Genomic DNA, 25,207 nt, shown 5'->3' with positions numbered 1-25,207 from the left:
TAATTTAATCTATAGGAAAGCATGAGTTTTCCCTTTTAGTATTGCGTATTTTTGTTTGAATGTAATTTAATCGAATTCAAAGATAGAATATATGCAAATAATAGACAGTCTAAAATGGCGATATGCCACGAAAAAGTTTGATGCAAATCGCTTTTTAGATGATAATCAGATAGAAACACTAAAAGAATCCTTTAACCTTACTGCAACTTCATATGGTTTGCAGCCAATTCGTTTAGTTGTTATTAAAAATAAAGAGTTACAAGAGCAACTTGTAGAACATTCTTGGAACCAACGTCAAGTAGCAGATGCATCTCATTTGTTAGTGATTTGTATTGAAAACACGGTAGATGAAGCGTATATTGATTCGTATTTTAATCGTGTAAAAGCAATTCGTAACACACCAGATGATATTTTAGCACCTTTTAAAGACTTTATGATGAATTCTTTTAAAGATAAAACACAGGAAGAATTAAAAACATGGTCATCAAAACAAGCTTATATTGCCTTAGGGAATTTACTAACAGTTTGCGGAGTTGAACAAATTGATGCATGTCCAATGGAAGGTTTCATTCCAGAAAAATATGATGAAATTTTAGGTTTGGAAGCACACGGACTTTCTTCAGCATTAGTATTGCCAGTTGGATACCGAGCGGAAGACGATATGTTTGCTGATTTTAAGAAAGTACGCAAGTCTATTTCAGAAAGTGTATTAGAATTGTAATAAATTGGCAAGATTATTGTTTTAAAAGAAGAAAAATATATATTTGTTTATTGCCTTATAACACAACACATATGAAAAAGTTTCTGTTTTTAGCCGTTTTATTCATTGGATTCTCAGTGAGCGCACAAGAAGAAGTAAAGCTTACTTGGTTGACTGATTTTGAAAAAGCGAAAAAAATTTCCAAAAAGGAAAAAAAACCAATCTTAATCTATTTTACTGGAAGTGATTGGTGTCCACCATGTAAAATGCTAAAAGAAGATTTCTTTTACACAGAGAAATTTAAAGAAAAATCAAAAAACTTTGTATTAGTAATGGCCGATTTTCCAAGACGTATTGATATCATTACTGAAGATCAGCGCGAGGAAAATAAAAAATTAGGAAGAAAGTATAATGTTAAAGGAAAATTCCCAAATATTGTAGCTGTTGATCATAAAGGCAAAGAAATTGACAATATAACGTCGTACAATATGATGAGAGATACATCAAGACATTATAAATTTCTTGAAAAAATAATGAAAAAGTATTAATACGATATACATAAAAAATAACCTCTTTTCTATACTTTTGTATAATAGGAAAGAGGTTTTTTCTTTTGTATTAGTTTCTTTGGACAAACAAAGAAAATGATAATATTGAACTTAAATTAGATAAAAATATAAGTTATGCCAGGATTTGAATTATTTAGTGACGCCGAACGAAAAGAAGTACATGACGTTTTGGATAGTGGTGTATTAATGCGTTACGGATTTGATGGAATGCGTAATGGACATTGGAAAGCAAAAGAACTAGAACGAGCTTTAGAAGCGCAATTTGATGTAAATCACGCGCAATTGGTTTCAAGTGGAACGGCAGCCGTTTCAGTAGCATTTGCAATTACAGGAATTGGAGCAGGAGATGAGGTAATTATGCCAACATTTACATTTGTAGCTAGTTTTGAAGCAATCATGATGTTAGGCGCAATTCCGGTATTAGTAGATATCGATGATACACTTACGTTAGATCCTGAAGCAATTCGAAAAGCAATTACACCAAAAACAAAAGCAATCATGCCTGTGCACATGTGCGGAAGTATGGCAAACTTAGACGAAATCAAGGCTATCTGTGATGAACACAATTTAATCTTGGTAGAAGATGCTTGTCAGGCAATTGGAGGAACGTACAATGGAAAAGCATTGGGAACAATTGGTGATGTTGGTTGTTTTTCGTTCGATTTTGTAAAAACGATGACTTGTGGTGAAGGCGGTGCCATCATTACAAATAATAAGGATTTTTCTACACATGCAGACCATTACAGTGATCACGGACATGATCATGTTGGAAATGATAGAGGAGCCGAAACACATCCATTCTTAGGATTTAATTTTAGAATTTCTGAATTAAATGCTGCAGTTGGTTTGGCACAAGTTCGCCGTTTGCCGGAATTCTTAAGCATTCAAGAAAAACACTATACAATTTTACGAGAAGCATTAGCAGATATTCCTGAAGTAACCTTTAGAACAGTTCCAGAAGGTGGCGTTGAAAGTTATGCTTTTTTAAATTTCTTCATGCCAGATCTAGCTATAGCTAGAAAAGTGATGGCAGGATTTAAAGAAAATGGTATTGATGTATGTTTTCATTACTATGATAACAGTTGGCATTACATTCGTAAATGGGAACATTTAAAAGAATTAAAATCATTATATCCAATTTCGAAAGAAGTCAAAGATGGAATGCAATATTTAGATACAAAAACATTTGAGCAATCAGATCATTACATTGCTCGAAACATTTCTTGTTTAATAAAAATGTCTTGGACTGAAGAAGAAGTAAAAGCAAGAGGAGCAAAGATGCGTGAAGTGATTTTGAAAGCAATTTCATAATTGTTTTATGTCGTCACTTTTAGAAATAGCGAAATTTTTTGAAACAGAACATCCTTTAAATCAGGAAGGTTTGCAAGAATTGTTTGCGGCGTTTTCAGTTCGAAAGTTTAAAAAAGGAAGTTGTATTCTACAAGAGCATACATTAGAGAACCATTTACGTTTCTTGAACTATGGAACGGTAAGAGAGTATTATGCAACTGAAGATAAAGAGACGAATATTAACTTTTATATAAAACCTCAATTTATTACGGATCTATTGGCGTTTAATAACGATTCAGAAACGCGAAAATTTCAAGAATGTCTAACGGAAGTTGAGTTGTTAATAATTGATAAAACTACATTCCGATCACATTTAGAAAAATATACCTGTGGAAAAGAATTTGTAAAAGCTACATTTCAAAAGTTATTTCGACATAAAGAATTGTTAGAATACAATAGAATTACCAAAACACCTGAAGATTTATATAAAGAGTTATTGATCTACAAACCAGATTGGCTGCAAAAAATTCCACAATATCATATTGCTTCGTACTTAAATATTACTCCAGAAACATTGAGTAGAATTCGAAAACGCATTTCTTGATTTGAATCAATGTGATTGGTTTCAATGTGTAATTTCTTTGTAAAAAGAATAAAATACACGCAATCATGTTAAAAATTCATCACTTTAGAAATGCTACTTTTGTTATAGAAACGGACACAGATGTTGTTTTGGTTGATCCGATGCTTGGACCAAAAGGAATAATGCCTCCATTTACTTTTTTTAGAGCAAAAGCTCGCAAAAACCCTACTGTTTCATTGCCAGAATCTTGTAATGAAATCCTTCAAAGAGTCACGCATTGCTTAGTAACACATAGACATCCAGATCATCTAGATACAGCTGCGATTCGTTTCTTGAAAGAAAAATCAATTCCTGTAACCTGTAGTTATAAAGACGAAAAAATACTAAAAAAGAAAGGTTTACAAGTCGCAAATGCACTTTCATATAAAAAACAAGTTTCTTTTTTAGGTGGAATCATTGAAGGAATTCCAGCAAAACACGGTTACGGATTTGTGGCTAAACCTATGGGAAATGTAATGGGTTTTTATATTGAATTGCCAAATCAGCCATCTATCTATATAAGTTCAGATACTATATATACAGCTGTTGTTGATGAAGTTTTGAAGCAGTACAAACCTCAAATTACAGTAGTTGCTGCTGGAAGTGCACAATTTGATCTATTCAGTCCTGTATTAATGACAATGGATGATATTATCACTTTCGTTAGAAACTCTCCAGGAAAAGTAATTGCAAATCATTTAGAAGCGATCAATCACTGTCCTACAACGCGAAAAAACTTGCGAATGACTTTAGAGGAACATGGACTTTCTGAAAAAGTTTATATTCCTGAAGATGGAGAAGTAATTACAACGTTGGTATAAGCAGGTAATCATATAAAAATTAATAAAGATTAAAAGAAATCATGGTCTTTTTTGATTGATGCTTTTAGAGTGAAAACTCTATTTATACCTTACTACACAGCTTTTTATGCATATTACACAATGCGTATGTTTTTTCTTATATATGTTTTATATTATTGTATCACTTTAACCAAAATAATGAAAACATGAAAAAAAGAAACTTAAAGAAATTACAACTAAATAAGAAGTCAATTTCTAGAATTCAAGAAAAAGCTATTGCAGGAGGAGACGTATCGTTACCAAATCCAGCTACAGGTCATTTATGTGATCTTACAGGTGCAAATTTTTGTCTCTCTTGGCAAGCATGCAATACAGTTCCAAATCTTACATGTATATTTACTGTAAATCCAGGACCAACAATACCTGGTGGATTAACAAACGATTGTATTATTTCAAGACTTGCTTGTTAATAAAAAAATATAAATCCAGCGTGTTAAAGACATTCTGGATTTTTAGTTGGATATAAATAAATATGTGTTTTTAATTCGAATTGAATCATTCAAAGATAAAAAGGAGCAAAGCGATTTAAAAACTTAAAGGTTATTCCAAAGCATTTAATAACTCCAATGCTTTTGAATATTGATAATTAGTTTTTGAAGCAGTAATTGTCTTTAAGGTCTTCTGTAAATTCTTGGTATCTTCTGTTTTCAAATAAATCAACGCCATATACCACAATCCTTTACTTGCATCAATAGCATCACTTTCAGAAATCGTTTTAAACGTAGTCAATGCTTTTGTGTATTCACTCAATTTCACCAATGCAAATCCTTTGTAAATCATCACATTTGTTTTGTCGGTACTTGAAGTGCTTAAAAATGTTTCGGCAGTAGTAACACATGCTTCGTATTGTTCATTTTTATATAAAAGTTCAATTTGTTCTTTTAGATTAGTTGCATCTTGATCTTGTACAATGAAAGAAGGTGTATCATTCCAAGTTCCATATTCAGTGTACAATTGTTCCATAGTTGGTTGTGACGTAAACTGATATATAACTGTCATAAATAGTGCAATACATGCCGCAGCAATAGGAATCCAATATTTTCTTAATGAATATACTTTCTTTTTAGTTGTAAATGCGATATCAGCATGTTGTTGGATTTTCTCTTTAAAATTGAGCACATCATCTTCTTGATACCATTTCTTTACCGTATTGTAATGTGCATTCGTATTTTTATGATGCAACCAATCATCTTCACTTAGTGCTTGTTGTAATTCTTTGCTAAGCGTTACGTATGCTTTTAAATCAGGATTGTCAATTTGTTCCTGTTCAAAAGCTAGAAGTTCTTCTGGCGTCAATTCGCTATTCAAAAAGCGTTCGGTTTTTAATTCCCAAAGAAAATCTTCCATGCTAGTTATTTTTTAGTTTTTTGAATCTAGGATCCGATTGTATCATCTTAAATAATTTGGTTTTACACCGAAATGTTTTCTGTCGTGCTGCATTCTCATTAGAAAAATTTAGTTTTTTTGAAATTTCAGCATACGAAACTTTTGCTAAGGTCATTTTAATAATTGTCTTGCACATTTCTTTTAACAATTCTAGCTTCTCTCTATATAAATCCCATTGCAATTGCTCTATGTGAAAATGGGCTAAGTCTACAGGTTCATCAACAAGAGTTTCTATAGTTAATTTTGTTACGTTGTTTTTAGAAGATTGTTTAATCCATAAATTTTTACAGACTGAAAATAAATAGTTGTCAAAAGATGAAATTTGTATTTTTTCTTTTTTCAATAAGGTATATAAAACTAATAATCCTTGCTGAAAAATATCTTTTGCTTGTGCTTTAGTTCCACTATTCTTTAATACATACGTTTCAACACCATAATAGTTTTTGGTGTATAACTGTTGTAGAAAAGTAGCATCTCCATTTAAAAATTTACGAATAATAGCTTCGTTTTCAGTCATTTAAAAATTTGTAATTATTTTTTTTGATAAAAAACCGTAACAAAGATGCTAAAAATACTCTACATGAGAAAAACAACGTTTAACATCCGATACGCGATTTCAAAGTTGGATACAATCTAAAATTAACCTTATAATGAAAAAAACCATCTTTATGTTAGTAGCCTTAGCCTTTTTTAGCTGTAGTACTGATGACGAACAAACCATTCAAGAAGAAGCAAAAACAAATTCTGAAACTATAATAGCGAAAGCAAATTATAGAAACGATCAATGGGGAAGTATGAATGTTTATGATCCTGTAAATAGAGAAGCAGTGAAAGTATGGGTGAAATATGGAGATTATAATACGTTAAAAAGGCAAGGAGCCAGCGGAATGGAAGTTTATAAAGTACCAAACAGACCTGTGTATCTTATAGGAGCGAGAATAAATAATGGAGCTTCTGATGGAACACCATTTCCAAATACTGGAGGTGAAGATCCATTACCTTTTGTAGACTGCAATTATTTTAATGATTTTGCCAATGGTTCATCTTTTTGGGCATTGGATCTTATTGCAGGAAAAATATCTTTAGAAAAAGCAATAGAATATGAATATATTTCTCAAGAAGCAGAAGCATATGCTACTGGTCAAGGTATCTTTTTAGTGGTATGTTACAATGGCGTTGTGGTTGGAGTTATAAGTGTCATTCTTGATGATATAGGATTGGTGTCAAATCCAGGCGGTGTAGTAACAGAACCAGGAGAGCTATCTGGTTCATGGAGTCCAGCTGAGTAATACATAAAAACAAAGCTCTTCTTTTAAAGGGCTTTATTATCTTTCTCCTAAACTTACCTAAATCTTTTATGATGAAAAAAATTATATACCTTACATTAATTATATGTTTTATGAGTTGTGAATCTGAACTGATTGAAGCTACAGCTATAAACAAACAAGAGCAACTTCAAAAAGCGTCAACTGCGCACAATAATGAAAATGTAGTCATTCGTTTTACCGCAGGATTATCGGAAATAGAAAAAGCTACAATAAGAGCTGATTATGGCGTAATTAGCTATGAAGTATGTTCGTGCGGCGATCAAAATTTAGAATCATGGGATTTAGAAACAATTCATGAAGGCGCTACTATTGAAGAACGTGTAACTTCAATGGAGCAAGATCCAGAAATGGAAGGCGCCGATTTCAATTTTGATATGGCAGTTTCGAGCCAAGTTCCTTCAGGAGTTATAACTGGATCTATACATTATCAAAGTGTATTTTCAAAAATAAAAACACAAAAAGCAACTGTATCAATAGGCGTGTTAGATACTGGAATTAATCCTGAATATTTCGGGTTTCAAGAAGCATTTATACACAACAGTTCTTTTGATGAAACAACTTGTGGAAATGAGTTTTTTGGTTGGAACTTCGTCGAAAATAACAATCTACCTTTTGATGACAACGGACACGGAACCATTGTAAGTTACTTAGCGTATCAACAACTTGAAAACACAGGAACTAATTTTGAAATAGTACCAGCAAAAGCGTTTGATGCGGAAGGAAAAGGAACATTATTTCGCGTAGGTTGTGGTTTAAGTTATCTAATCAATAAAAGAGTAAACATCATTAATATGAGTTTTGGATGGACGGAAACTTCTTCTACAATCATTGAAAACTATATAAAAGAAGCAGAACGCGATATTCTAATGGTGACTTCTGCAGGAAATACAGGCGAAAATAATGATGAAGTTGAACATTACCCATCATCATATACGCCAAGAAACATTTTAGCAGTCACTGCTATAGATAATGCAACGCCACCAAATCTTGTAGATTCATTATCTAATTACGGACAAACCTCTGTAGATATTGCTGTAAAAGGTGTTGGAATTCCGTTTTATATAGCACCAGAAACAGCGCCAATTTCGATCACAGGTTCATCCTATTCAAGTGCAAAAGCAGCAGGTTTTTCTGCGTCTAAGTATCAAGAAGAAATGTCGATGTCCGTTTTTTATCATAAAATTTTATTCGATAAAATTCAGGCTGGTAGCTTGAATCAAATTAAATATGCTTCCTATTTAGATTTATAGTATTTTAGTATCTTCTACCAAAGAAGATCAACAAATGAGCGTACCAGTTTCTAGTAAAATGAGCAGTCTAAGGCAAGCATTACTAGTAATTTGTATGCTCTTTTTATTGCTTGAAGTAAAAGCACAACACGATGCGCAAAAAGTGTACGATTCTGTCATGGAACTTTCTATTTCTAGAAAAGAAAAAATAAACATCTTCGAGTCTGAAATTCTTCAGAAAAATTATACAAATACTGAAACACATGCAACGGTTTGTTATTTGGTTGTAAAAGAACTGTGTTTGAAAGTAGACAGAGCAAGTGGAATTCCTTTTTTGAAAAAAGAACTTGCGTTGCGAAAGAAACATGTAGCATCTAACGAAGATTTAATTGCCAGAACTTATAATAACTTGGGTAATTTTTATTGGTATCAAAAAGACTATGCGAATGTGTTGAATTATCATGATAGTTTAGTTTCCTATACTACGGTAAAAAATAAAAGGTGCGGAAATGCATATAGAGTTATGGCTGATGTCTATAAAAAAATAGGTGATTATCAACGCGCATTAACACATTATGAACAATCAGAAACCATCCTGAAAAAAGTTGGAGCAAAAGATGCTTTACTAACAACATACAGCAATAAATTAAGTATGTATGTTGAACAAGAATATGGAATTACGAAAGATGATTTTAGAATCTTACGATTAAAAGCAACAAAGCTTGCGGACGAAATTAAAGCAAAAGACAAGAAGCGACTTAGTATTGTGTTTAATTCTGGAGCAATGTTATATCATTATAAAGAATACGAAGCTTCTTTGAAGTCTTATAACAAGTCATTATCAATCGCTGAAAATCTAAAAGATTCTTTAAGAATTGCTGAAATTTACACAAACATGGCTTTAATTCATGTGAGAAAAGAAAGGATAAATGAAGCACTTTTGATAAATGAAAAAGCACTTTTATTTGTTGGAAATGATTCAGATCAAAAAAGTACGATATACGACAATTTAGGCGACATTTATAAGGGAAAACAACAGCATGACACTGCTTTAAATTATTACAATAAAGCGGTTAATGAATTGCTACCTTTTGACTGGAAAACAAAAGAGAATCTTCCTGAATACGAGCGCATTATAATCTCTCCAGATCGTAAAAATATTTTAAGTTATTTGATTGATAAACAGAATGTTTGGCTTGCATATTACGAACATACAAATGATAAAAAATACTTAGTAGCTGCTGAACAAACGTTACAATTAATTGATAAAACGATTGATTACGTATACTTTGAAAGCAAAGAGAAAATATCAAAATTATTCTGGAGAAAAGAAGGCGCAGCGCTTTATATAAACGCAGTGAAAATATGTTTTTTGCTGAATAAACCGGCAAAAGCATTTTATTATATTGAAAAAAATAAAGGAGTTTTGCTATTAGATAATATTTCTGCATTTAGCGCAAAACGAATGGCAAAATTGCCACAAACGATTATTGATAAAGAGTATGAGTTACAAAAAAAAGTAAAAGCACTGGAACAAAAAATGATTTCACAAACAGTGCCGGATAGCGTAAAGGAAAACTATTTTGTAGTAAAAGAAACGTATTATAAATATGTAACTAGTATTGAGAAAGAATATCCTGAATATTATCAATATAGAACAAGTTTGCCTATCCTTTCTACAAAAAGTGTTCAAGAAACTTTAGAAGAAAACGAAGTTGTCATTGCTTATATTTTGGGAGAAGAAATTGGATATGTATTGTTGATGGATCAAAAAACAACACAATTATATCCATTGAATAATGTCTCTGCATTTGAAACCGAACTTATAGCATTTCAAAAATTATACGCAAAACCTTTTGAAACTGAACTTGAAGCAACACAATTTCAACAGCAAGGAAATGAAATCTATCAAGAAATACTGCCTTTTAGAAATGATTCTATTTATCAAAAAGCAAGGAAACTCATTGTAATTCCTGATGGAATGATCAATTCACTTCCTTTGGAAATATTGCCAACGACTACAACGCAAAATTTGAATGATGCATATCTCATACAGAAAAAAGAAATAAGTTATTGTTATTCATTCTCTTTAGATGCACAAAACGAATTAAAACCTAGTAAAGCGAGGTCTGAAAGTACTTCTTTTATGCTCACAAAATTCAAAGATGCTACATTAACGACGCTAACTGTGAGTCCAACAGAATTAGTTGATAATGCAACGCACATCAATGAAAAAGCTACCAAAGAAAGCTTTTTGAAATCATATAATAAAGCTTCAGAAGTTTACGTTTCTTCGCATGCAGGAAACACGAATGACATTCCGTGGTTGGCTATGTATGATGGAAAAGTATATCCGAATGAATTATTTCTCTTAAACAATTCGAAAGATTTAGTGGTGTTAAACGCTTGTAAAACATCTGCGGGAATATTTAAAGAAGGAGAAGGCGTTTTTAGCTTGACACGAGCATTTTTAAATTCTGGAAGTAAAAGTGTGGTGTCTTCTTTATGGAATCTGAATGAAACAGCAGGAATGGAAATTTTCAATACATTTAGAGGAAATCTAAAGTCAGCACAAACAAAATCTGAAGCGCTTCAAAATGCAAAACTTACGTATTTAGAAAAGTATAAAAATACAAGTCAAAGCTCACCATATTATTGGGGCGGAATTGTCATAACGGGAAATACAGATGTATTACACACACCTTTTAATTATTGGAAGTCAATAGGTTTCGCTATTGCTGGAATCATTATTCTTTTTCTATATTTTAGGTATAGGAAGCGTGCTTATTAAATCATTATTAAAGTCAAAGTACTTCTCGATACAATTCGCTTAGACGAATCACTCGAAGTGACGTTTCAGTATTGTTGAATTGAAAAGGCATTTGGTATTAGTTAGAACACAAGTTGTTAAGTCATAAAAAGATGTTATTAGAAGCAGAAATAATTCGTGTAAATATTCTACAGGAAACAAAAAAGAAAAACAATTCGTGCATTCGTGACAAAAAAATCAAAGTACTTCTCGATACAATTCGCTTGGACGAACCACTCCTTTAGACGATTTGAAATGATGAATGTCAAATACTAAATGTAAAAGTATTTTTGAATAACGAATAACGAATAACGAATAACGAATAACGAATAACGAATCAACAAAAAACATTGAGCGAAGCGAGCCAAGAGCCAAGCAAGTCTAAAAGCGAAGCGTTCTAATACCTAATATCTAACAGCGGCAGCGATCTATTAATAAGATACATAATCTACAATCTCTAAACCGTAGCCGATCATTCCGACACGTTTTTCTTGATGTGTATTTGTAACTAATTTTATTTTGCTAATGTTGATATCATGTAGAATTTGTGCGCCAATTCCGAAGTCTTTCGAATCCATTTTAATTCTTGGAGCTTTGTATTCACCATCGTTTTGTAATGCTTTCAATTCCTTGATTCTTCGTAGTAAATTCAACGAACTAGAATCCTGATTGATAAATATAATTGCGCCTTTTCCTTCATCATTAATCAAGCGAAACATATCATCAAGCTTTTTATCTGCATTATTTGTCAACGTTCCTAAAATGTCATCATTAACTAACGTAGAATTGATTCGTGTCAAAACAGGTTCGTCATCTGACCAACTTCCTTTGGTTAACGCTAAATGTATTTGACTGTTTGTCGTTTGCTGATAAGCGCGTAAACGAAAATCTCCAAAACGTGTTTGTACGTCAAAGTCTTCTTTTTTCTCAATCAAAGAATCATGTTCCATTCGGTAAGCAACCAAATCTTCAATAGAAACTATCTTAAGGTCGAAATTTTTTGAAACTTCCATTAATTGTGGTAAGCGTGCCATCGTTCCGTCTTCGTTCATGATTTCTACAATCACACCAGCAGGTTGTAATCCAGCTAAACGCGCAAAATCAATTGCAGCTTCTGTGTGACCAGTTCTACGCAATACGCCACCTTCTTTTGCTTTCAATGGAAAAATGTGTCCAGGACGTGCTAAATCGAACGGACGTGTATTTTTATCAATAAGTGCTTGTACAGTTTTTGATCTATCTGCGGCTGAGATTCCAGTTGTTACACCATTTCCCTTTAAATCCACAGAAATTGTAAACGCCGTTTCCATCGGATCGGTATTATTACTTACCATCATGCCAAGTTGCAATTCTTTACAACGGTTTTCTGTCAATGGTGCACAAATTAAACCACGACCATGAGTTGCCATAAAGTTGATCATTTCTGGCGTTACCTTTTCAGCTGCAGCTAAAAAATCTCCTTCATTTTCACGATTTTCATCATCAACAACAATGATTACTTTTCCTTGACGAATATCTTCAATGGCTTCGTGAATACTATCTAGTTGTATTTTAGTACTTGCTTTCGTAGTTGCGGTCATGAATTTGTAAGTTTGCTCACAAAAATAATAATTCTTATTGAATCCGCTTCATAAAAACATAGCAAAGATTGATGCGAGTATTGGGAGATTTTATGGGGAAAGTTTAAATAAAAAAAACGAGCCGAGACTCGCTTTGTAATTTTAACAACAAACCCATTTTTCTCCATTAAAGGTGAGGCAAGCACAGACCAATCCGCCAGTGACTTCTTTTTGAGTTTCTTTGTTTAATTCTTGTACGCCTTCTAGCGCTAAAATGTTTTTTAACATGATCTAAAGTTTTGGTTATGTAGTAAAGTTACAAAACCAAAAGACTGTTACCCAGAAAATTTAAACTTATAAAATACTCTTAATATCTTGCTTAAGACGATTTTTGATAAAAAAGTATACTACAAAATAAAGCGGAATACCAATTAATATTAAAAGACCTGATAATAATTTATTTGTTGCTTCATTTTTTGTAGCATCCGTAATATTTTTCAAGTAAATATTGGTACGGATATAGTGGTATAAATAGAATAGGGCAGCAACTATTGTAATTGCAAATAATCCAATCATCATCCATTCTTCCATATCAACATTATTGTTTATGATTGGTAAAGCTAAACCAAGAAGTAAATATGGAATGTAGAAGTATAACGTAAGTTTAGATGATTTTTGTAAAGATTTATAATCTTCTTTTGCTGCTTCATAATCTTTGTTTTCAAATGCACCAAGTATCTGTAAACGTTCTTCTGTGACATCTCTAGAAGCTAAAATATCAACTCCAAGCGATCTTTGTCCTTCTGTATAATTGTATTGTTGGTAATTTCGAACAAGGTCAATTAGTTGCTGATCACTTAGTGAACTGAATTTATCAAAACTTCCTTGATCGTGCTCAGTAATGAGTGATTTTTCGTATACGACTTCTTTTTCGGCATCTTCTCTTGGTTTTACGAATAGATGTTTAAGTCTTACAAAGAATCCGCCAAAACTAAACAATCCTTGATCAGAAGTTGCACGTCTTGTAAAGTAGACACTTAATGGGAACATAATTAGCGTGGACATCCACGCACCTAACCAAGGAGGAATACTTCCGTCTTCGGCACTGTTTTTACCAAAGATTCCTATAAAGTGATAAGCTAAGAATAGACAAATAGCAATTACCATTGGTAATCCAATTCCACCTTTACGTATGATGGCTCCTAACGGTGCACCAACAAAGAATAGTATAATACATGCAATTGCAACGGCAAATTTATCGTGCATGTATATCTTTTGATGATTTATTTTCTTTTCTATTCGTTCAAAACGATGCTTTGTATTTTCAAGTGTTTTACGACGACCACCAATACTACTTATAGAAATATCTAAGGCACGTTTTTTATTTTTAAGCGATAAAACATCTAGTATGTTTTCAATAGTAGCAATAGAATCTTGGTGGACTCTATTGGTCGTATCTTTAGCGATGACGACTATGCCTGTACGTTTATACATATTGTCACCAAAACCAATTTTCTCTCTCTTATATTCACGTTCAATACCATTAATAGTGTCAATTAGTTGCTGTACATTGAACATTTTATAGGTACTATGCTTTTCATCTTCAAAATCGACTTTGTTTATTTCACGTAAGTCAATATTCATGGTATATTTCTCAAACGAAACTTTTGCATGTGGTACACGAGCAATGTCTTTTGGTTCGGAAGGATTTATATCTTCATAACGATTTCCATCAAACAAAACCATTTGTAAAATGTCTGAATCTGGACTACTTTTCAGTTCTCCACTTTTAGATTTTATTACAGTACGATTCTTTCGATCTTTTGATTTTTGATGAATAATTACTTTGTCTAGTAATTGATCATTATCACCGTGTTTTCTATCTACCTTAATATTATTGTTCCCAATATCATTAAAAACACCTTCACCAATAGCTAATGCAGGTTTTTTCTTGGCTAAATTTTTACGTAAGTTATATTGTTTGAATTCTGACCAAGGAATAACATTGTTTGCAAAGAAAAATGTTCCGACACTTAATAAAACGATGAATATGATCAAACTTCGCATAGCACGTTGCAATGAAATCCCTGTAGATTTCATGGCTGCAAATTCGTAGCTTTCTGCAAATTGACCAAAGGTCATAATAGAAGATACTAAGATACTCAATGGTAAAACAAGCGGAATTAGTTTGGGCGTTGTATACAGTAAGAATTTAAGAATAATTCCTGCATCTAAGCCTTTTCCAGCAAGTTCACCTATAAAAAGCCAAACGGTTTGTAATATAAATATGAACATAAATATTACAAACACAGTAAGGAAGGTAAAGAGATAACTCTTTAGAATATATCTATCTAATATTTTCAAGTAGACTAATCGTTTTTATCAATATAATAATCCTCGTATTTCGATTCGTCAAATATAAATAAGCTTTTTGATAAAGGCTGATTAGTTTTAAAAGAATTAACAGTTAAAGTGGTATTTGTGCCATTTTTTCCTGTTTCAATTAAGTTGTAGATATGTTTTGTTTTGATGTCAATTCCTAGTAATACACTTTTAATGTCTGATTCACTGTCAGTTGGCGTTAATTTGATGTATTGAATTTTTCTTCCTTTAATATTTTGTAAAATATCCCAAGTATATGAATATCCATTTTTATAAAACGTCAACATTTGTGATGGAGATAGTGAACCTTCTTCATCTTCTGCATTTGCAACGGTAACTTCTTCATTTGCAGGTACAATAGTGTATACCTTTTTTGTATCGTATATTTTTGTAAATCCTAAAAAGTTCAATAAATATTTTTCACCTTCTAAGGTTACATTCCCTTTAGATTCTTGCTTTGTATTCGATTCTCTATTGTTAAGTTCATACTTGAAATCGATATATATATTGTTGTAACTATTTACTTTCTGAGAAACTTCATCCAATAGTTTTTTTGCTTTGTCTGCATTTTGCGCATTTGCACTGAATGCGAATACTCCTAATACCAACACTAAAACTAATTTTTTCATCTTATCCATTTTTTTCGTTTTCTAATAATTGTTCTAAAGCTAAAATATCAGGAACAAGCACTTGTCGCGCTTTACTTCCTTCAAATTGACCTACAATTCCTGCTGCTTCCAATTGATCAATAATACGTCCAGCTCTGTTATATCCAAGTTTTAGTTTTCGTTGTAGTAACGAAGCCGAACCTTGTTGCGCAATTACAATAACTTCTGCAGCCTGACGGAATAGTTTGTCTCTGTCTGAAATGTCTATATCAAGACTTGTGCCACTTTCTTCACCAAGATATTCTGGTAATAAATGTGCGTCAGGATATGCTTTTTGAGCGCCAATAAAATCTGTAATTTTTTCTACTTCTGGTGTGTCAACAAAAGCACATTGAATTCGAATTAAATCGTTTCCTTGTGTGTATAACATATCTCCACGACCAATTAATTGATCGGCTCCAGAATTGTCTAAAATTGTACGTGAATCTATTTTCGACATTACACGAAACGCTACTCTGGCTGGGAAGTTTGCTTTAATCATACCTGTAATTACGTTTACAGAAGGACGTTGCGTAGCAATTATTAAGTGAATTCCAATGGCACGTGCTAACTGTGCTAAACGTGCAATTGGTGTTTCTACTTCTTTTCCTGCTGTCATGATTAAATCCGCAAATTCATCCACAACTAAAACAATATATGGTAAAAACTTATGTCCGTCATTCGGATTTAGTTTTCTGGCTTTAAACTTTGTGTTATATTCAACGATGTTACGACACAATGCATTTTTTAGCAAGTCATAACGTTGATCCATCTCTATACAGAGTGAATTTAATGTATTAATTACTTTAGAATTGTCTGTAATAATTGCTTCTTCCGAATCTGGAAGTTTGGCTAAGTAATGACGTTCTATTTTGTTGAATAAGGTTAATTCTACTTTTTTTGGATCGACCAATACGAATTTTACTTCCGCAGGATGTTTTTTGTATAAGATTGATGTTAAAATACAGTTCAATCCAACCGATTTACCTTGTCCAGTTGCTCCAGCCATTAATAAGTGTGGCATTTTAGCTAAATCAACCACTAAGGTTTCGTTGCTAATCGTTTTACCAAACGCAATTGGTAACTGCATTTCTGCTTCCTGAAACTTCTTTGATGCAATTGCAGAACGCATAGAAACAATTGCAGGTTTTTTGTTTGGAACCTCAATTCCGATCGTTCCTTTTCCTGGCATTGGCGCAATGATACGAATTCCTAATGCTGCTAGTGATAAGGCAATATCGTCTTCTAAGTTTTTAATTTTAGAGATACGTACACCAGCTTCTGGAATGATTTCGTATAAAGTTACCGTTGGTCCAACAGTTGCTTTTATGCTTGCAATTTCTATTTTGTAATTACGAAGTGTAGTTACAATCTGGTTTTTATTTTCTTCAAGTTCTTCTTGATTTATCGTAATTGAACTTCCGTTGGTATAATCTTTTAAAAGCTCAATAGTTGGGAAACGGAAATTGCCAAGTTCTAATTTTGGGTCAAATTCGCCGTGTTCTTTTACAAGTTTATCCGATAAATTTTCAGTAACTGTTTTTTCTTCTACAACTTTTTCTACTTCAATTTCTGTTTCTTCTTCTTTTGGAATTTCTACTTCAAATGAGGTATCTTTTATTTCTATATCTTTTTTCTTCTCGTCTCGATCAGAATGATTTTTTATAGTTGGTTGCAGGTTTTCAACAGATAATTCAAATTCAGATTTTTCATCTTCTACTTTTATTTTCTTTCCTGTAGCTTCTGCAATGGTAGCATTTTCAGGTGATACTTCAGTTGAATTTCCCGTAGTAGTTTCTTCCTTTAGTGTTGGTTCAATGTCTGCTTCATTTGCAGCAAAGTCTTCTTCAAGCGCTGCTTTTTTCTTATTGAAATATTCCATTACATTTTCTGGCGTAAGCCTTAAACGTAGTACTCCATATGTGATTGCGCCAAATAATAATACGAGGACAACACCAATTTTACCAATATAATCCTGCAAAAATGAATTGATTTCAAAACCGATAGTTCCACCTAATAACGGATATGAGGAGAAGAAAAATCCTGAAAATATAGAAAACCAAATTACAATGATGCTCCCCCAAAACCAATTGTTGAAGAGTTTTCGTTCAGATGATAAAAACATGCTTAGTCCAGAAAAGAATAGGAGACTGGCAAAAATTAACGATGCAATTCCAAAACCTTTATAGATAAAAAAGTGGCTAATATTAGCGCCAAATTTTTGCATCCAATTTTGTGTTTCGGAAACTCTAGTAATTTCGCCTAATTCACTTTGGTCAACTTCCCAAGTAAAGAAAAAAGAAATAAACGCAATAAACAGCGCTAAGGCAAATAACATAAGTAAACTTCCCAAGACAATTTTGTGTTGTCGAGTGAATGTAAAATCAGGTTTTTTGAATTTCGAGACTTTAGGAGTTTTTTGGGTTTTCTTTACGGGTTTCTTCTTTGCCATTCAGGAATCTCTATTTACTGCAAAAATACAAATTATGCTTAATCTGCAAGATATTTAAAATTATCTGTACCCGAAAAGTTTTTCCATAAAATACGAGTATATATAATGAATAAGAGTGAAGATGTGCTTTGTGATAAATAATTTATGGAGAGAAGTGTATAGAAAAAGAAAAAGCGGGATTGCTCCCGCTATGTTTTAATTAGGAACAAAAATCGGTTTTTATTTCACAATTTATGATACCACAAGTTTTTCGAATTGGTCCAACACATCCTGTTGCGTTTGGACATTCTTTTAAAGTAGGAATAGCTCCTCCTCTCAATACATTTTCTAAATTAGAAATAGACTTCTTGTTTAATGCTAAATTTTTTAATTCTCGTTTTTTCATTTGATGAAATGTTTTTTGATTAATATTACTAACAAGGTAAGAAAAAATTGAACATGTAATACAGTTTATGTAGCAGAGTAATGAATTTTTAAGAAAACTTTGGGATATAGATGAAGCAACCAATAATGACTGCTGCAATGGCAAATATGAATACCGCACCTGCCGCCAAATCTTTAATGAGTCCTATTTTCTTGTGATGCTCAGGATGTATGAAGTCTGCAATTTCTTCAATTGCAGTGTTGAGTCCTTCTAAACTCATAATAAGCCCAATAGTAAGTATTTGAACAATCCATTCGGCTGTGGATATGTTGAAGTAAATTCCAGCAATAGTAATTAGAACGCCAATAAAGAATTGCGCTTTTACACTGGCTTCGGTAGTAATGAGCAGATATGCGCCTTTAAACGCATATCCGACTCCTTTTATTCGTCCTTTAATGAATTTAATCATCTAATAATGCTTCTAATGCTCCTTTATAATTCGGCTCATCTACGATTTCAGAAACTTGTTCAGTATATTTTACAACTCCGTTTTCGTCGATAACAACAACTACACGTGAATGTAAAGTGTCTAATGGACCATCAACAAAGTTTAAACCGTAATCTTTTCCAAAACTTCCGTTCTTATAATCAGAAAGGTTTACAACATTTTCTAAACCTTCTGCACCACAAAAGCGTGCTTGTGCAAATGGTAAATCATGAGAAACACACAAAACTTTTGTGTTTTCTAATTCACTTGCTTCTCTATTAAATGTACGAACTGAGGTTGCACATGTTCCTGTATCAATACTTGGGAAAATGTTTAATACTACTTTCGATCCTTTAAAGTCTTCTAGTGTTTTTGTTGATAAGTCATTTGCCGTTAATGCAAAATCAGGTGCTTTAACTCCAACTTCAGGTAAACTTCCTGAAGTATGAAATTCGTTTCCTTGTAAGGTTACTGTTGCCATGGGTTATTTGTTTTTATAGTTTCTAAAAATAACTATTTTCTATTCCAAAAATCGTAAATAATCGTTAATTTTTTCAACAACTTAGTATAGTAAAAATCTATCACAAAATAAAAACAATCAATTTGTTTTATCGAAAATAACGATATTATTAAGTAATTTTAAGACATTGAAATTAGACAGTACAATAATTAACCAAATATCAAACACTAAAAAATTATGAGCGACGAAGGTAAGTGCCCATTTGGGCATGGAACTACAAAAAGAATAGCTGGCGGCGGTACTTCAAATAGAGATTGGTGGCCAAACGAATTAAAACTAAACATTTTGCGTCAACATGCAGAGAAATCTGATCCAATGGGAAAAGATTTTGATTATGCAGCGGCATTCAATAGTATTGACTATGCAGCGTTAAAACAAGATGTCATAAACTTAATGACCGATTCTCAAGATTGGTGGCCTGCAGATTATGGACATTATGGAGGTTTCATGATACGTATGGCTTGGCATAGTGCCGGAACTTACAGAGTAGGAGATGGACGTGGAGGCGCAGGAACAGGAACGCATCGTTTTGCACCATTAAATAGTTGGCCAGATAATGGTAATTTAGATAAAGCTCGTTTATTGTTGTGGCCCGTAAAACAAAAGTATGGGCGAAAAATCTCTTGGGCAGATTTAATGATTCTTGCTGGAAACTGTGCATTAGAATCAATGGGCTTTAAAACGTTTGGTTTTGCTGGTGGACGTGCTGATGTTTGGGAGCCAGAACAAGATATATATTGGGGAATGGAAAATGAGTGGCTTGGAAATGAACAACGCTACGAAACAGGAGAATTGGAAGATCAATTAGGAGCTGTGCATATGGGACTTATTTATGTAAACCCTGAAGGACCAAATGGAGAGCCAGATCCTTTAAAGTCAGCGCATGATATTCGAGTGACTTTTAAGAGAATGGCAATGAATGATGAAGAAACAGTTGCTTTAGTTGCTGGAGGACATACTTTTGGAAAAGCGCATGGAGCGGCAGATCCAGATGAGCATGTTGGTCCAGAACCACATGGAGCTTCTATAGAAGAAATGAGTACTGGTTGGAAAAATACATATAAATCGGGTGTATTAAATGATACAATTACAAGTGGAATTGAAGGACCATGGACACCAAACCCAATACAATGGGACGCTGATTTCTTTGATGTGTTATTAAATTACGATTGGGAATTAACAAAAAGTCCAGCTGGTGCACACCAATGGACACCAACAGCAGCATCAAACGCACGAACAGCTCCAACAGCTGGAGATGCTAACGAGCGACAAGCGTTGATGATGACGACGGCTGATATGGCATTGAAAAGAGATCCTGAGTTTTTAAAGATTTCTCAGCGTTTCCATGACGATCATGCAGCTTTTGAAGATGCTTTTGCACGTGCTTGGTATAAATTAACTCACAGAGACATGGGACCAAAAGATCGTTACTTAGGTCCAGAAGTACCAAAAGAAGAATTAATTTGGCAAGATCCAATTCCAACAGTAAATTATACATTAAGTGGTTCAGATCTTACAGAATTAAGAAAATTAATTTTAGGTTCAACTTTAACCGTTTCACAATTAGTGAAAACAGCTTGGTCTTCTGCTTCAACGTATAGAGGATCGGACATGCGTGGAGGCGCAAATGGAGGACGTTTACGTTTAGAGCCACAAAGAAGTTGGGAAGTAAATAATCCTGTAGAGTTAGGGAAAGTATTAAGTGTACTTGAAGGAATTCAAAATGAATTTAGTGGAACGATTTCTATGGCAGATTTAATTGTATTTGCTGGAAATGTAGGAGTTGAAGAAGCTGCTAAAAACGCAGGAGTTACTGTAACAGTTCCTTTCACTCAAGGTAGAGGAGATGCTTCACAAGAACAGACAGATGTAGAATCTTTTAATAATTTAAAGCCTGTTGCAGATGGTTTTAGAAATTATATGAAATCTGGTTTGAAATCTGCTGCAGAAGATGCATTGGTTGATAGAGCTAATTTACTGACATTATCTATTCCAGAAATGACTGTATTGGTTGGAGGATTACGTGTGTTAGGCGCAAACTACAACGGATCTAATCACGGAGTATTTACAGATACTGTTGGAAACTTAACAAATGACTTTTTTACAAATGTGTTAGACTTTGCAAATACGTGGAAAGCAACATCTGATGATGATCAGTTGTTTGAAGGGCGAGATAGAAGAACAGGTCAGATAAAATTCATTGGAACACGTGCAGATCTTATATTTGGTTCAAATACAGAATTGAGAGCTATTGCAGAAGTGTATGGAGCAAATGATGGACAAGAAAAATTTGTTCACGACTTTGTAGCTGCTTGGGCGAAAGTGATGAATCTTGATAGATTTGATTTAAAATAATTCATAAATTCACTCATAAATAAAAAGTCACTTTGTACAATACAAAGTGACTTTTTTTATGCTTGAAAATAATTATCTGTATTACTTATCAATTGATCCCATAACACGTTTCATAAAACCATTTAAAGCTTCTTTTCTTGGTGTTCCTTCCTTTTCTATTTTATGTACTTCAAGTGCTCCATACATGTTAGAAATAAGTTCACCAATAACATCCAATTCTTCATCTTTTAATGAAGGTACTTCTGTTAACGCTTCTAATGTTTCAATAGTTTCCACAACATAGTCCTCATCATTCTCAGCAATAAATTGTGTTAAGTGTTTAATTACAGGTAATTTCATTGAAAATTTTATTTTTCATTCCCGTAAAAACGGAAACCTTGTTCTAATTATTAAGCTATTTCTGCTACTAATTCTTTCAAAACATCAAACTTGTTAGTTTGTACTTGATTTACAAATGCACCATTTTTGAATGTTGCAAAAGTAGGTAAGTTATCAACTGTAGCTAACTGTCTTGATTCTGGGAACTTTTCTGCATCAGCGATTATAAAAGTAACATCTTCTAACTCACTCGCTAGTTTTTTTACTTTCGGTTTCATGATACGGCAATTGCCACACCAAGTTGCAGAATATTGTACAACAACTGTTTCATTGTCGCTTACAAGTTCTTGTAAATTATCTTGATTTAATTCTTGAACCATTGTAAATTAGTTTACATGTGCAGCTAAATACTCAGCAACACCATTTCTATTTGCGTCCATTGCTTCTTTTCCTTCTTCCCAGTTTGCAGGACAAACTTCTCCTTTTTCTTGAACGTGTGTGTATGCGTCTACCAAACGAATAAACTCATTTACATTTCTACCTAATGGCATATGATTTACACCTTCATGAAAAACAGTTCCTTCTTCGTCAATTAAATATGTAGCTCTGAAAGTTACATTATCGCCTTCAACCTGAACAGTTCCAGTTTCTTCATCATATACTTCGTTAGTAATATCTAAAATACCTAAAATGCTTGATAAGTTTCTGTTTGAATCTGCTAATAAAGGATACGTAACTCCTTCAATTCCTCCGTTATCTTTAGCTGTATTTAACCAAGCGAAATGTACTTCAGGAGTATCACAAGAAGCTCCAACTACGATTGTGTTTCTTTTTTCAAATTCACCTAAAGCAGCTTGAAAAGCATGTAATTCTGTTGGGCAAACAAAAGTAAAATCTTTTGGGTACCAGAATAACAATACTTTTTTCTTATTGTTGATTGCTTCATCTAAGATGTTTAATTTAAAAGTATCGCCCATTTCGTTCATTGCGTCTACATTTAAATTTGGAAATTTTTTTCCTACAAATGCCATAATTATATATTTTTAAAAGTTATTATTTTTCAGCGGCAAATATAGCTAAGTAGATCTAGGTTTTATGTGAAGAAAATTTTAATTACTTATCAAGCAATAGATATCATTTATACTATGGGTTTATGGAAATAAAGTACGCTTATACAAATTCTTAAATACGTCAGATGGCGTATTTTTTAAGTTGCTAATTTCTAGGAGATTTGTCTTAATTAAAACAAATATTGATACGCTATGGTTTTGGAATTTTATAGAAAAGCATCTACCTTATCCTATTATTTAAAATTATTAAATTAATTAGATTTTTATCACATGAAATTAATTCGACAATTTACATATAAGGTTTTTATAATTATTTGTTTGCTACAATGTGTTTTTACTAGTTTATATGCGCAAGCGAATCAGCAAGTAATTGATAGTATTTCGAAAGTTTCTAGCACAATGGAAAACGATTCTACACGCGTGCAATACTTACACAAAGTATTTTTTAAATATGCGTATTCAAAACCTGAAATCTCAAAGGAATTATCAGAAATAGCTTTGCAAAAAAGTAAACAGATAAAAGATAATTGGCTTGTAGTACGCTCGCTATTGCGGAAAGGAATTTACTATGATATTATTGGAAAAAAAGACAGCGCACTTTATACATATGACTTGGCATACGATATTGCTAAAAAAGAAGCAGATAAAGATGCGATGGCTTCCGTGTATAATAATAAAGGTTTGATTCATTGGGGAAAAGAAGAATATCAGCAAGCAATGGATTATTACTTGAGTTCATATGAAATATTTAAAGAACTAGGGAAAGAAGGAGGACAGGCTAACAGTTTGAATAATATAGGTTTATTACTTTCTAAACTGCAACGACATAAAGAATCGAATGTATATCACAAACGCAGTTTGGCACTTCATAAAAAAAATAATAACACCTACGGAGTTGGCGCTTCGTATACAAATATGGTGATGAATTTTTCATCACTTAAACAATTAGACTCTTGTGTGTATTATGCACAAAAATCAATTGTTACCAAAACCAAAATTAACGATGTCAAAGGATTGGCGACAAGTTATAATAGTTTGGGGAAAACATATCAACAACTAAAACAACGCGATTCCGCGATTTACTATTTAGAAAAAGCAGATAAAATCTATGCACGTTTCAATGCTAGAAAACATCGTGCAAAAAACATTCAATTATTAGGAATTGCACATTATGATCAAGGAAATTATAAAGCTGCCGTAGATGCATATACGATTGCTTTGAATAACTTGGATGATTCTCAGGTAATGATCAAAAGTCAAGCAGTTCGTAGAATGGCAAACGCGTATCGTGAATTGGGCGATCATAAAAATGCTTCTGATTATTATCAGGAAACGATCACGTTATTAGATACAATTCAAAAAGAAAAAGAAACGATTGCAACAAACGAAATTTTTGAAAAATACCAATCTTCCGAAAAGGAAAAAGAAATTCTTTTACAACGTGCTCAAATTGCAGAACGAAATTCAAAAATAGTAAATAAGAATATGACCATTTACGGAATGTTAGCAGGTATTTTGGTATTATTCGCAATAGGTTATTTACTCTACAATCAACAAAAATTAAAAAATAGACAATTACAAAAAGAGCACGAGTTAAAAGATGCTTTAATCAAAGTAGAAACACAAAATAAATTGCACGAGCAACGTTTAAAAATCTCTCGCGATTTGCATGACAATATTGGTTCGCAACTAACATTTATAATTTCATCAATAGACAATTTAAAATATGGTTTAAAAGAAATGAATCCTGAGTTTACTGAGCGTTTATCGAATATTAATTTCTTTACTAGAAATACAATCAATCAATTGCGTGATACGATTTGGGCAATGAATATGGATACGGTAAATTTTGAAGATTTAAAAACACGTATGATGAATCATATTGGTCAAGCCAAAGTATTAACAGGCGCTTCTATTGAGTTTGAAAATGAAGTTTCTGAAACCACCACATTTTCATCATTGGTTGGAATCAATATTTTCAGAATCATGCAAGAAGGTATAAACAATGCAATAAAACATGCAAACTCTAAAGACATTACGATTAATTTCAAAGAAACAAAAGATCAATATATTTTACACATTGAAGATGATGGAGTAGGTTTTGATAATGCTTCTGAAGCTCAAGGAAATGGTTTAGAAAATATGCAGTTGAGAGCTGAAGAAATCTATGGAAAACTCAATATAATATCTGCTTCAAATGCAGGAACGAAAATTACACTAACTTTAGATAAAGTAGTTGCAGATAACATTTAATAACATA

General features: G+C 32.7%; 24 protein-coding genes. 11 read left to right on the top strand and 13 right to left on the bottom strand.

Annotation, left to right across the window (positions count from 1 at the left end; translation table 11 throughout):
• Positions 1-91: 91 nt before the first annotated feature.
• The 6 genes from ACUUYC_RS22695 to ACUUYC_RS22670 all read left to right on the top strand — a co-directional run bounded on the left by ACUUYC_RS22695 (position 92) and on the right by ACUUYC_RS22670 (position 4,451).
• Positions 92-721 carry an NAD(P)H-dependent oxidoreductase gene (locus tag ACUUYC_RS22695; RefSeq protein ID WP_474269664.1) on the top strand — a complete coding sequence of 210 codons (630 nt, stop codon included), beginning with the start codon at positions 92-94 and terminating at the stop codon, positions 719-721.
• Between the two features lie 71 nt (positions 722-792).
• A complete protein-coding gene (locus tag ACUUYC_RS22690; RefSeq protein WP_474269662.1) occupies positions 793-1,248 on the top strand; it encodes a thioredoxin family protein in 456 nt (151 codons plus the stop codon).
• Positions 1,249-1,383: 135 nt separating this feature from the next.
• Positions 1,384-2,580: a DegT/DnrJ/EryC1/StrS family aminotransferase gene (locus ACUUYC_RS22685; protein WP_474269660.1), complete on the top strand. Its 1,197-nt coding sequence runs from the start codon at positions 1,384-1,386 to the stop codon at positions 2,578-2,580.
• A gap of 7 nt (positions 2,581-2,587) precedes the next feature.
• Complete coding sequence (locus tag ACUUYC_RS22680) at positions 2,588-3,163, top strand: Crp/Fnr family transcriptional regulator (protein WP_474269658.1); 576 nt, start codon at positions 2,588-2,590, stop codon at positions 3,161-3,163.
• A gap of 65 nt (positions 3,164-3,228) precedes the next feature.
• Positions 3,229-4,002 carry an MBL fold metallo-hydrolase gene (locus tag ACUUYC_RS22675; protein ID WP_474269656.1) on the top strand — a complete coding sequence of 258 codons (774 nt, stop codon included), beginning with the start codon at positions 3,229-3,231 and terminating at the stop codon, positions 4,000-4,002.
• 185 nt (positions 4,003-4,187) lie between these two features.
• Positions 4,188-4,451: a hypothetical protein gene (locus tag ACUUYC_RS22670; protein ID WP_474269655.1), complete on the top strand. Its 264-nt coding sequence runs from the start codon at positions 4,188-4,190 to the stop codon at positions 4,449-4,451.
• A 130-nt stretch (positions 4,452-4,581) separates the two neighbouring features.
• Here the strand turns inward: ACUUYC_RS22670 and ACUUYC_RS22665 are convergent, their stop codons facing one another.
• Both ACUUYC_RS22665 and ACUUYC_RS22660 read right to left on the bottom strand, forming a co-directional pair.
• Positions 4,582-5,388: a hypothetical protein gene (locus ACUUYC_RS22665; RefSeq protein ID WP_474269653.1), complete on the bottom strand. Its 807-nt coding sequence runs from the start codon at positions 5,386-5,388 to the stop codon at positions 4,582-4,584.
• Position 5,389: 1 nt separating this feature from the next.
• Positions 5,390-5,944 (bottom strand): RNA polymerase sigma factor, encoded by a 555-nt coding sequence (locus ACUUYC_RS22660; RefSeq protein ID WP_474269651.1) that lies wholly within the window; start codon positions 5,942-5,944, stop codon positions 5,390-5,392.
• A 133-nt stretch (positions 5,945-6,077) separates the two neighbouring features.
• On the opposite strand from ACUUYC_RS22660, the gene ACUUYC_RS22655 reads away from it, so the two are divergent.
• From ACUUYC_RS22655 to ACUUYC_RS22645, 3 genes are all read left to right on the top strand, one after another.
• On the top strand, positions 6,078-6,716 hold the full coding sequence (locus ACUUYC_RS22655) for a hypothetical protein (protein WP_474269649.1): 639 nt from the start codon (positions 6,078-6,080) through the stop codon (positions 6,714-6,716).
• A gap of 68 nt (positions 6,717-6,784) precedes the next feature.
• Positions 6,785-8,005, top strand: coding sequence for a S8 family peptidase (locus ACUUYC_RS22650; RefSeq protein ID WP_474269647.1), 1,221 nt, complete (start codon positions 6,785-6,787; stop codon positions 8,003-8,005).
• A gap of 34 nt (positions 8,006-8,039) precedes the next feature.
• The gene (locus tag ACUUYC_RS22645) at positions 8,040-10,775 is read left to right on the top strand and encodes a CHAT domain-containing protein (RefSeq protein WP_474269645.1); all 2,736 of its coding nucleotides are present in this window, start codon (positions 8,040-8,042) and stop codon (positions 10,773-10,775) included.
• A 449-nt stretch (positions 10,776-11,224) separates the two neighbouring features.
• On the opposite strand, the gene ribB is transcribed toward ACUUYC_RS22645, so the two are convergent.
• The 8 genes from ribB to tpx all read right to left on the bottom strand — a co-directional run bounded on the left by ribB (position 11,225) and on the right by tpx (position 19,165).
• Positions 11,225-12,373 carry a 3,4-dihydroxy-2-butanone-4-phosphate synthase gene (gene ribB, locus ACUUYC_RS22640; RefSeq protein WP_474269643.1) on the bottom strand — a complete coding sequence of 383 codons (1,149 nt, stop codon included), beginning with the start codon at positions 12,371-12,373 and terminating at the stop codon, positions 11,225-11,227.
• A 141-nt stretch (positions 12,374-12,514) separates the two neighbouring features.
• Positions 12,515-12,640, bottom strand: coding sequence for a hypothetical protein (locus ACUUYC_RS22635; RefSeq protein ID WP_474269641.1), 126 nt, complete (start codon positions 12,638-12,640; stop codon positions 12,515-12,517).
• A gap of 66 nt (positions 12,641-12,706) precedes the next feature.
• Positions 12,707-14,716, bottom strand: coding sequence for an LptF/LptG family permease (locus ACUUYC_RS22630; protein ID WP_474269639.1), 2,010 nt, complete (start codon positions 14,714-14,716; stop codon positions 12,707-12,709).
• A gap of 5 nt (positions 14,717-14,721) precedes the next feature.
• Positions 14,722-15,363, bottom strand: coding sequence for an outer membrane lipoprotein periplasmic chaperone LolA1 (gene lolA1, locus ACUUYC_RS22625; protein ID WP_474269637.1), 642 nt, complete (start codon positions 15,361-15,363; stop codon positions 14,722-14,724).
• 1 nt (position 15,364) lies between these two features.
• The gene (locus ACUUYC_RS22620) at positions 15,365-17,833 is read right to left on the bottom strand and encodes an FtsK/SpoIIIE family DNA translocase (RefSeq protein WP_474269635.1); all 2,469 of its coding nucleotides are present in this window, start codon (positions 17,831-17,833) and stop codon (positions 15,365-15,367) included.
• A gap of 199 nt (positions 17,834-18,032) precedes the next feature.
• Entirely contained in the window at positions 18,033-18,218 is a 186-nt protein-coding gene (locus ACUUYC_RS22615; RefSeq protein ID WP_474269633.1) for a hypothetical protein, read from the bottom strand.
• An 88-nt stretch (positions 18,219-18,306) separates the two neighbouring features.
• A complete protein-coding gene (locus tag ACUUYC_RS22610) occupies positions 18,307-18,666 on the bottom strand; it encodes a diacylglycerol kinase (RefSeq protein ID WP_474269631.1) in 360 nt (119 codons plus the stop codon).
• A complete protein-coding gene (tpx, locus tag ACUUYC_RS22605; protein WP_474269629.1) occupies positions 18,659-19,165 on the bottom strand; it encodes a thiol peroxidase in 507 nt (168 codons plus the stop codon). The genes ACUUYC_RS22610 and tpx overlap by 8 nt, the downstream gene beginning before the upstream one ends.
• A 216-nt stretch (positions 19,166-19,381) precedes the next feature.
• Between tpx and katG the strand changes: the two genes are divergently transcribed.
• Positions 19,382-21,559, top strand: coding sequence for a catalase/peroxidase HPI (gene katG, locus ACUUYC_RS22600; protein WP_474269627.1), 2,178 nt, complete (start codon positions 19,382-19,384; stop codon positions 21,557-21,559).
• 81 nt (positions 21,560-21,640) lie between these two features.
• On the opposite strand, the gene ACUUYC_RS22595 is transcribed toward katG, so the two are convergent.
• From ACUUYC_RS22595 to ACUUYC_RS22585, 3 genes are read right to left on the bottom strand one after another with little or no spacing between them, the layout of a single operon-like run.
• On the bottom strand, positions 21,641-21,898 hold the full coding sequence (locus ACUUYC_RS22595; protein WP_474269625.1) for a DUF6952 family protein: 258 nt from the start codon (positions 21,896-21,898) through the stop codon (positions 21,641-21,643).
• A 50-nt stretch (positions 21,899-21,948) separates the two neighbouring features.
• Entirely contained in the window at positions 21,949-22,257 is a 309-nt protein-coding gene (locus tag ACUUYC_RS22590) for a thioredoxin family protein (protein WP_474269623.1), read from the bottom strand.
• Positions 22,258-22,263: 6 nt separating this feature from the next.
• Positions 22,264-22,908 (bottom strand): peroxiredoxin, encoded by a 645-nt coding sequence (locus ACUUYC_RS22585; protein ID WP_474269621.1) that lies wholly within the window; start codon positions 22,906-22,908, stop codon positions 22,264-22,266.
• 309 nt (positions 22,909-23,217) lie between these two features.
• Between ACUUYC_RS22585 and ACUUYC_RS22580 the strand changes: the two genes are divergently transcribed.
• Entirely contained in the window at positions 23,218-25,200 is a 1,983-nt protein-coding gene (locus ACUUYC_RS22580) for a tetratricopeptide repeat-containing sensor histidine kinase (protein ID WP_474269619.1), read from the top strand.
• The last annotated feature ends 7 nt before the right edge of the window (positions 25,201-25,207 follow it).

Source organism: Kordia sp. E (assembly GCF_056033805.1).
This window is presented reverse-complemented; position numbering and strand designations above follow the sequence as displayed.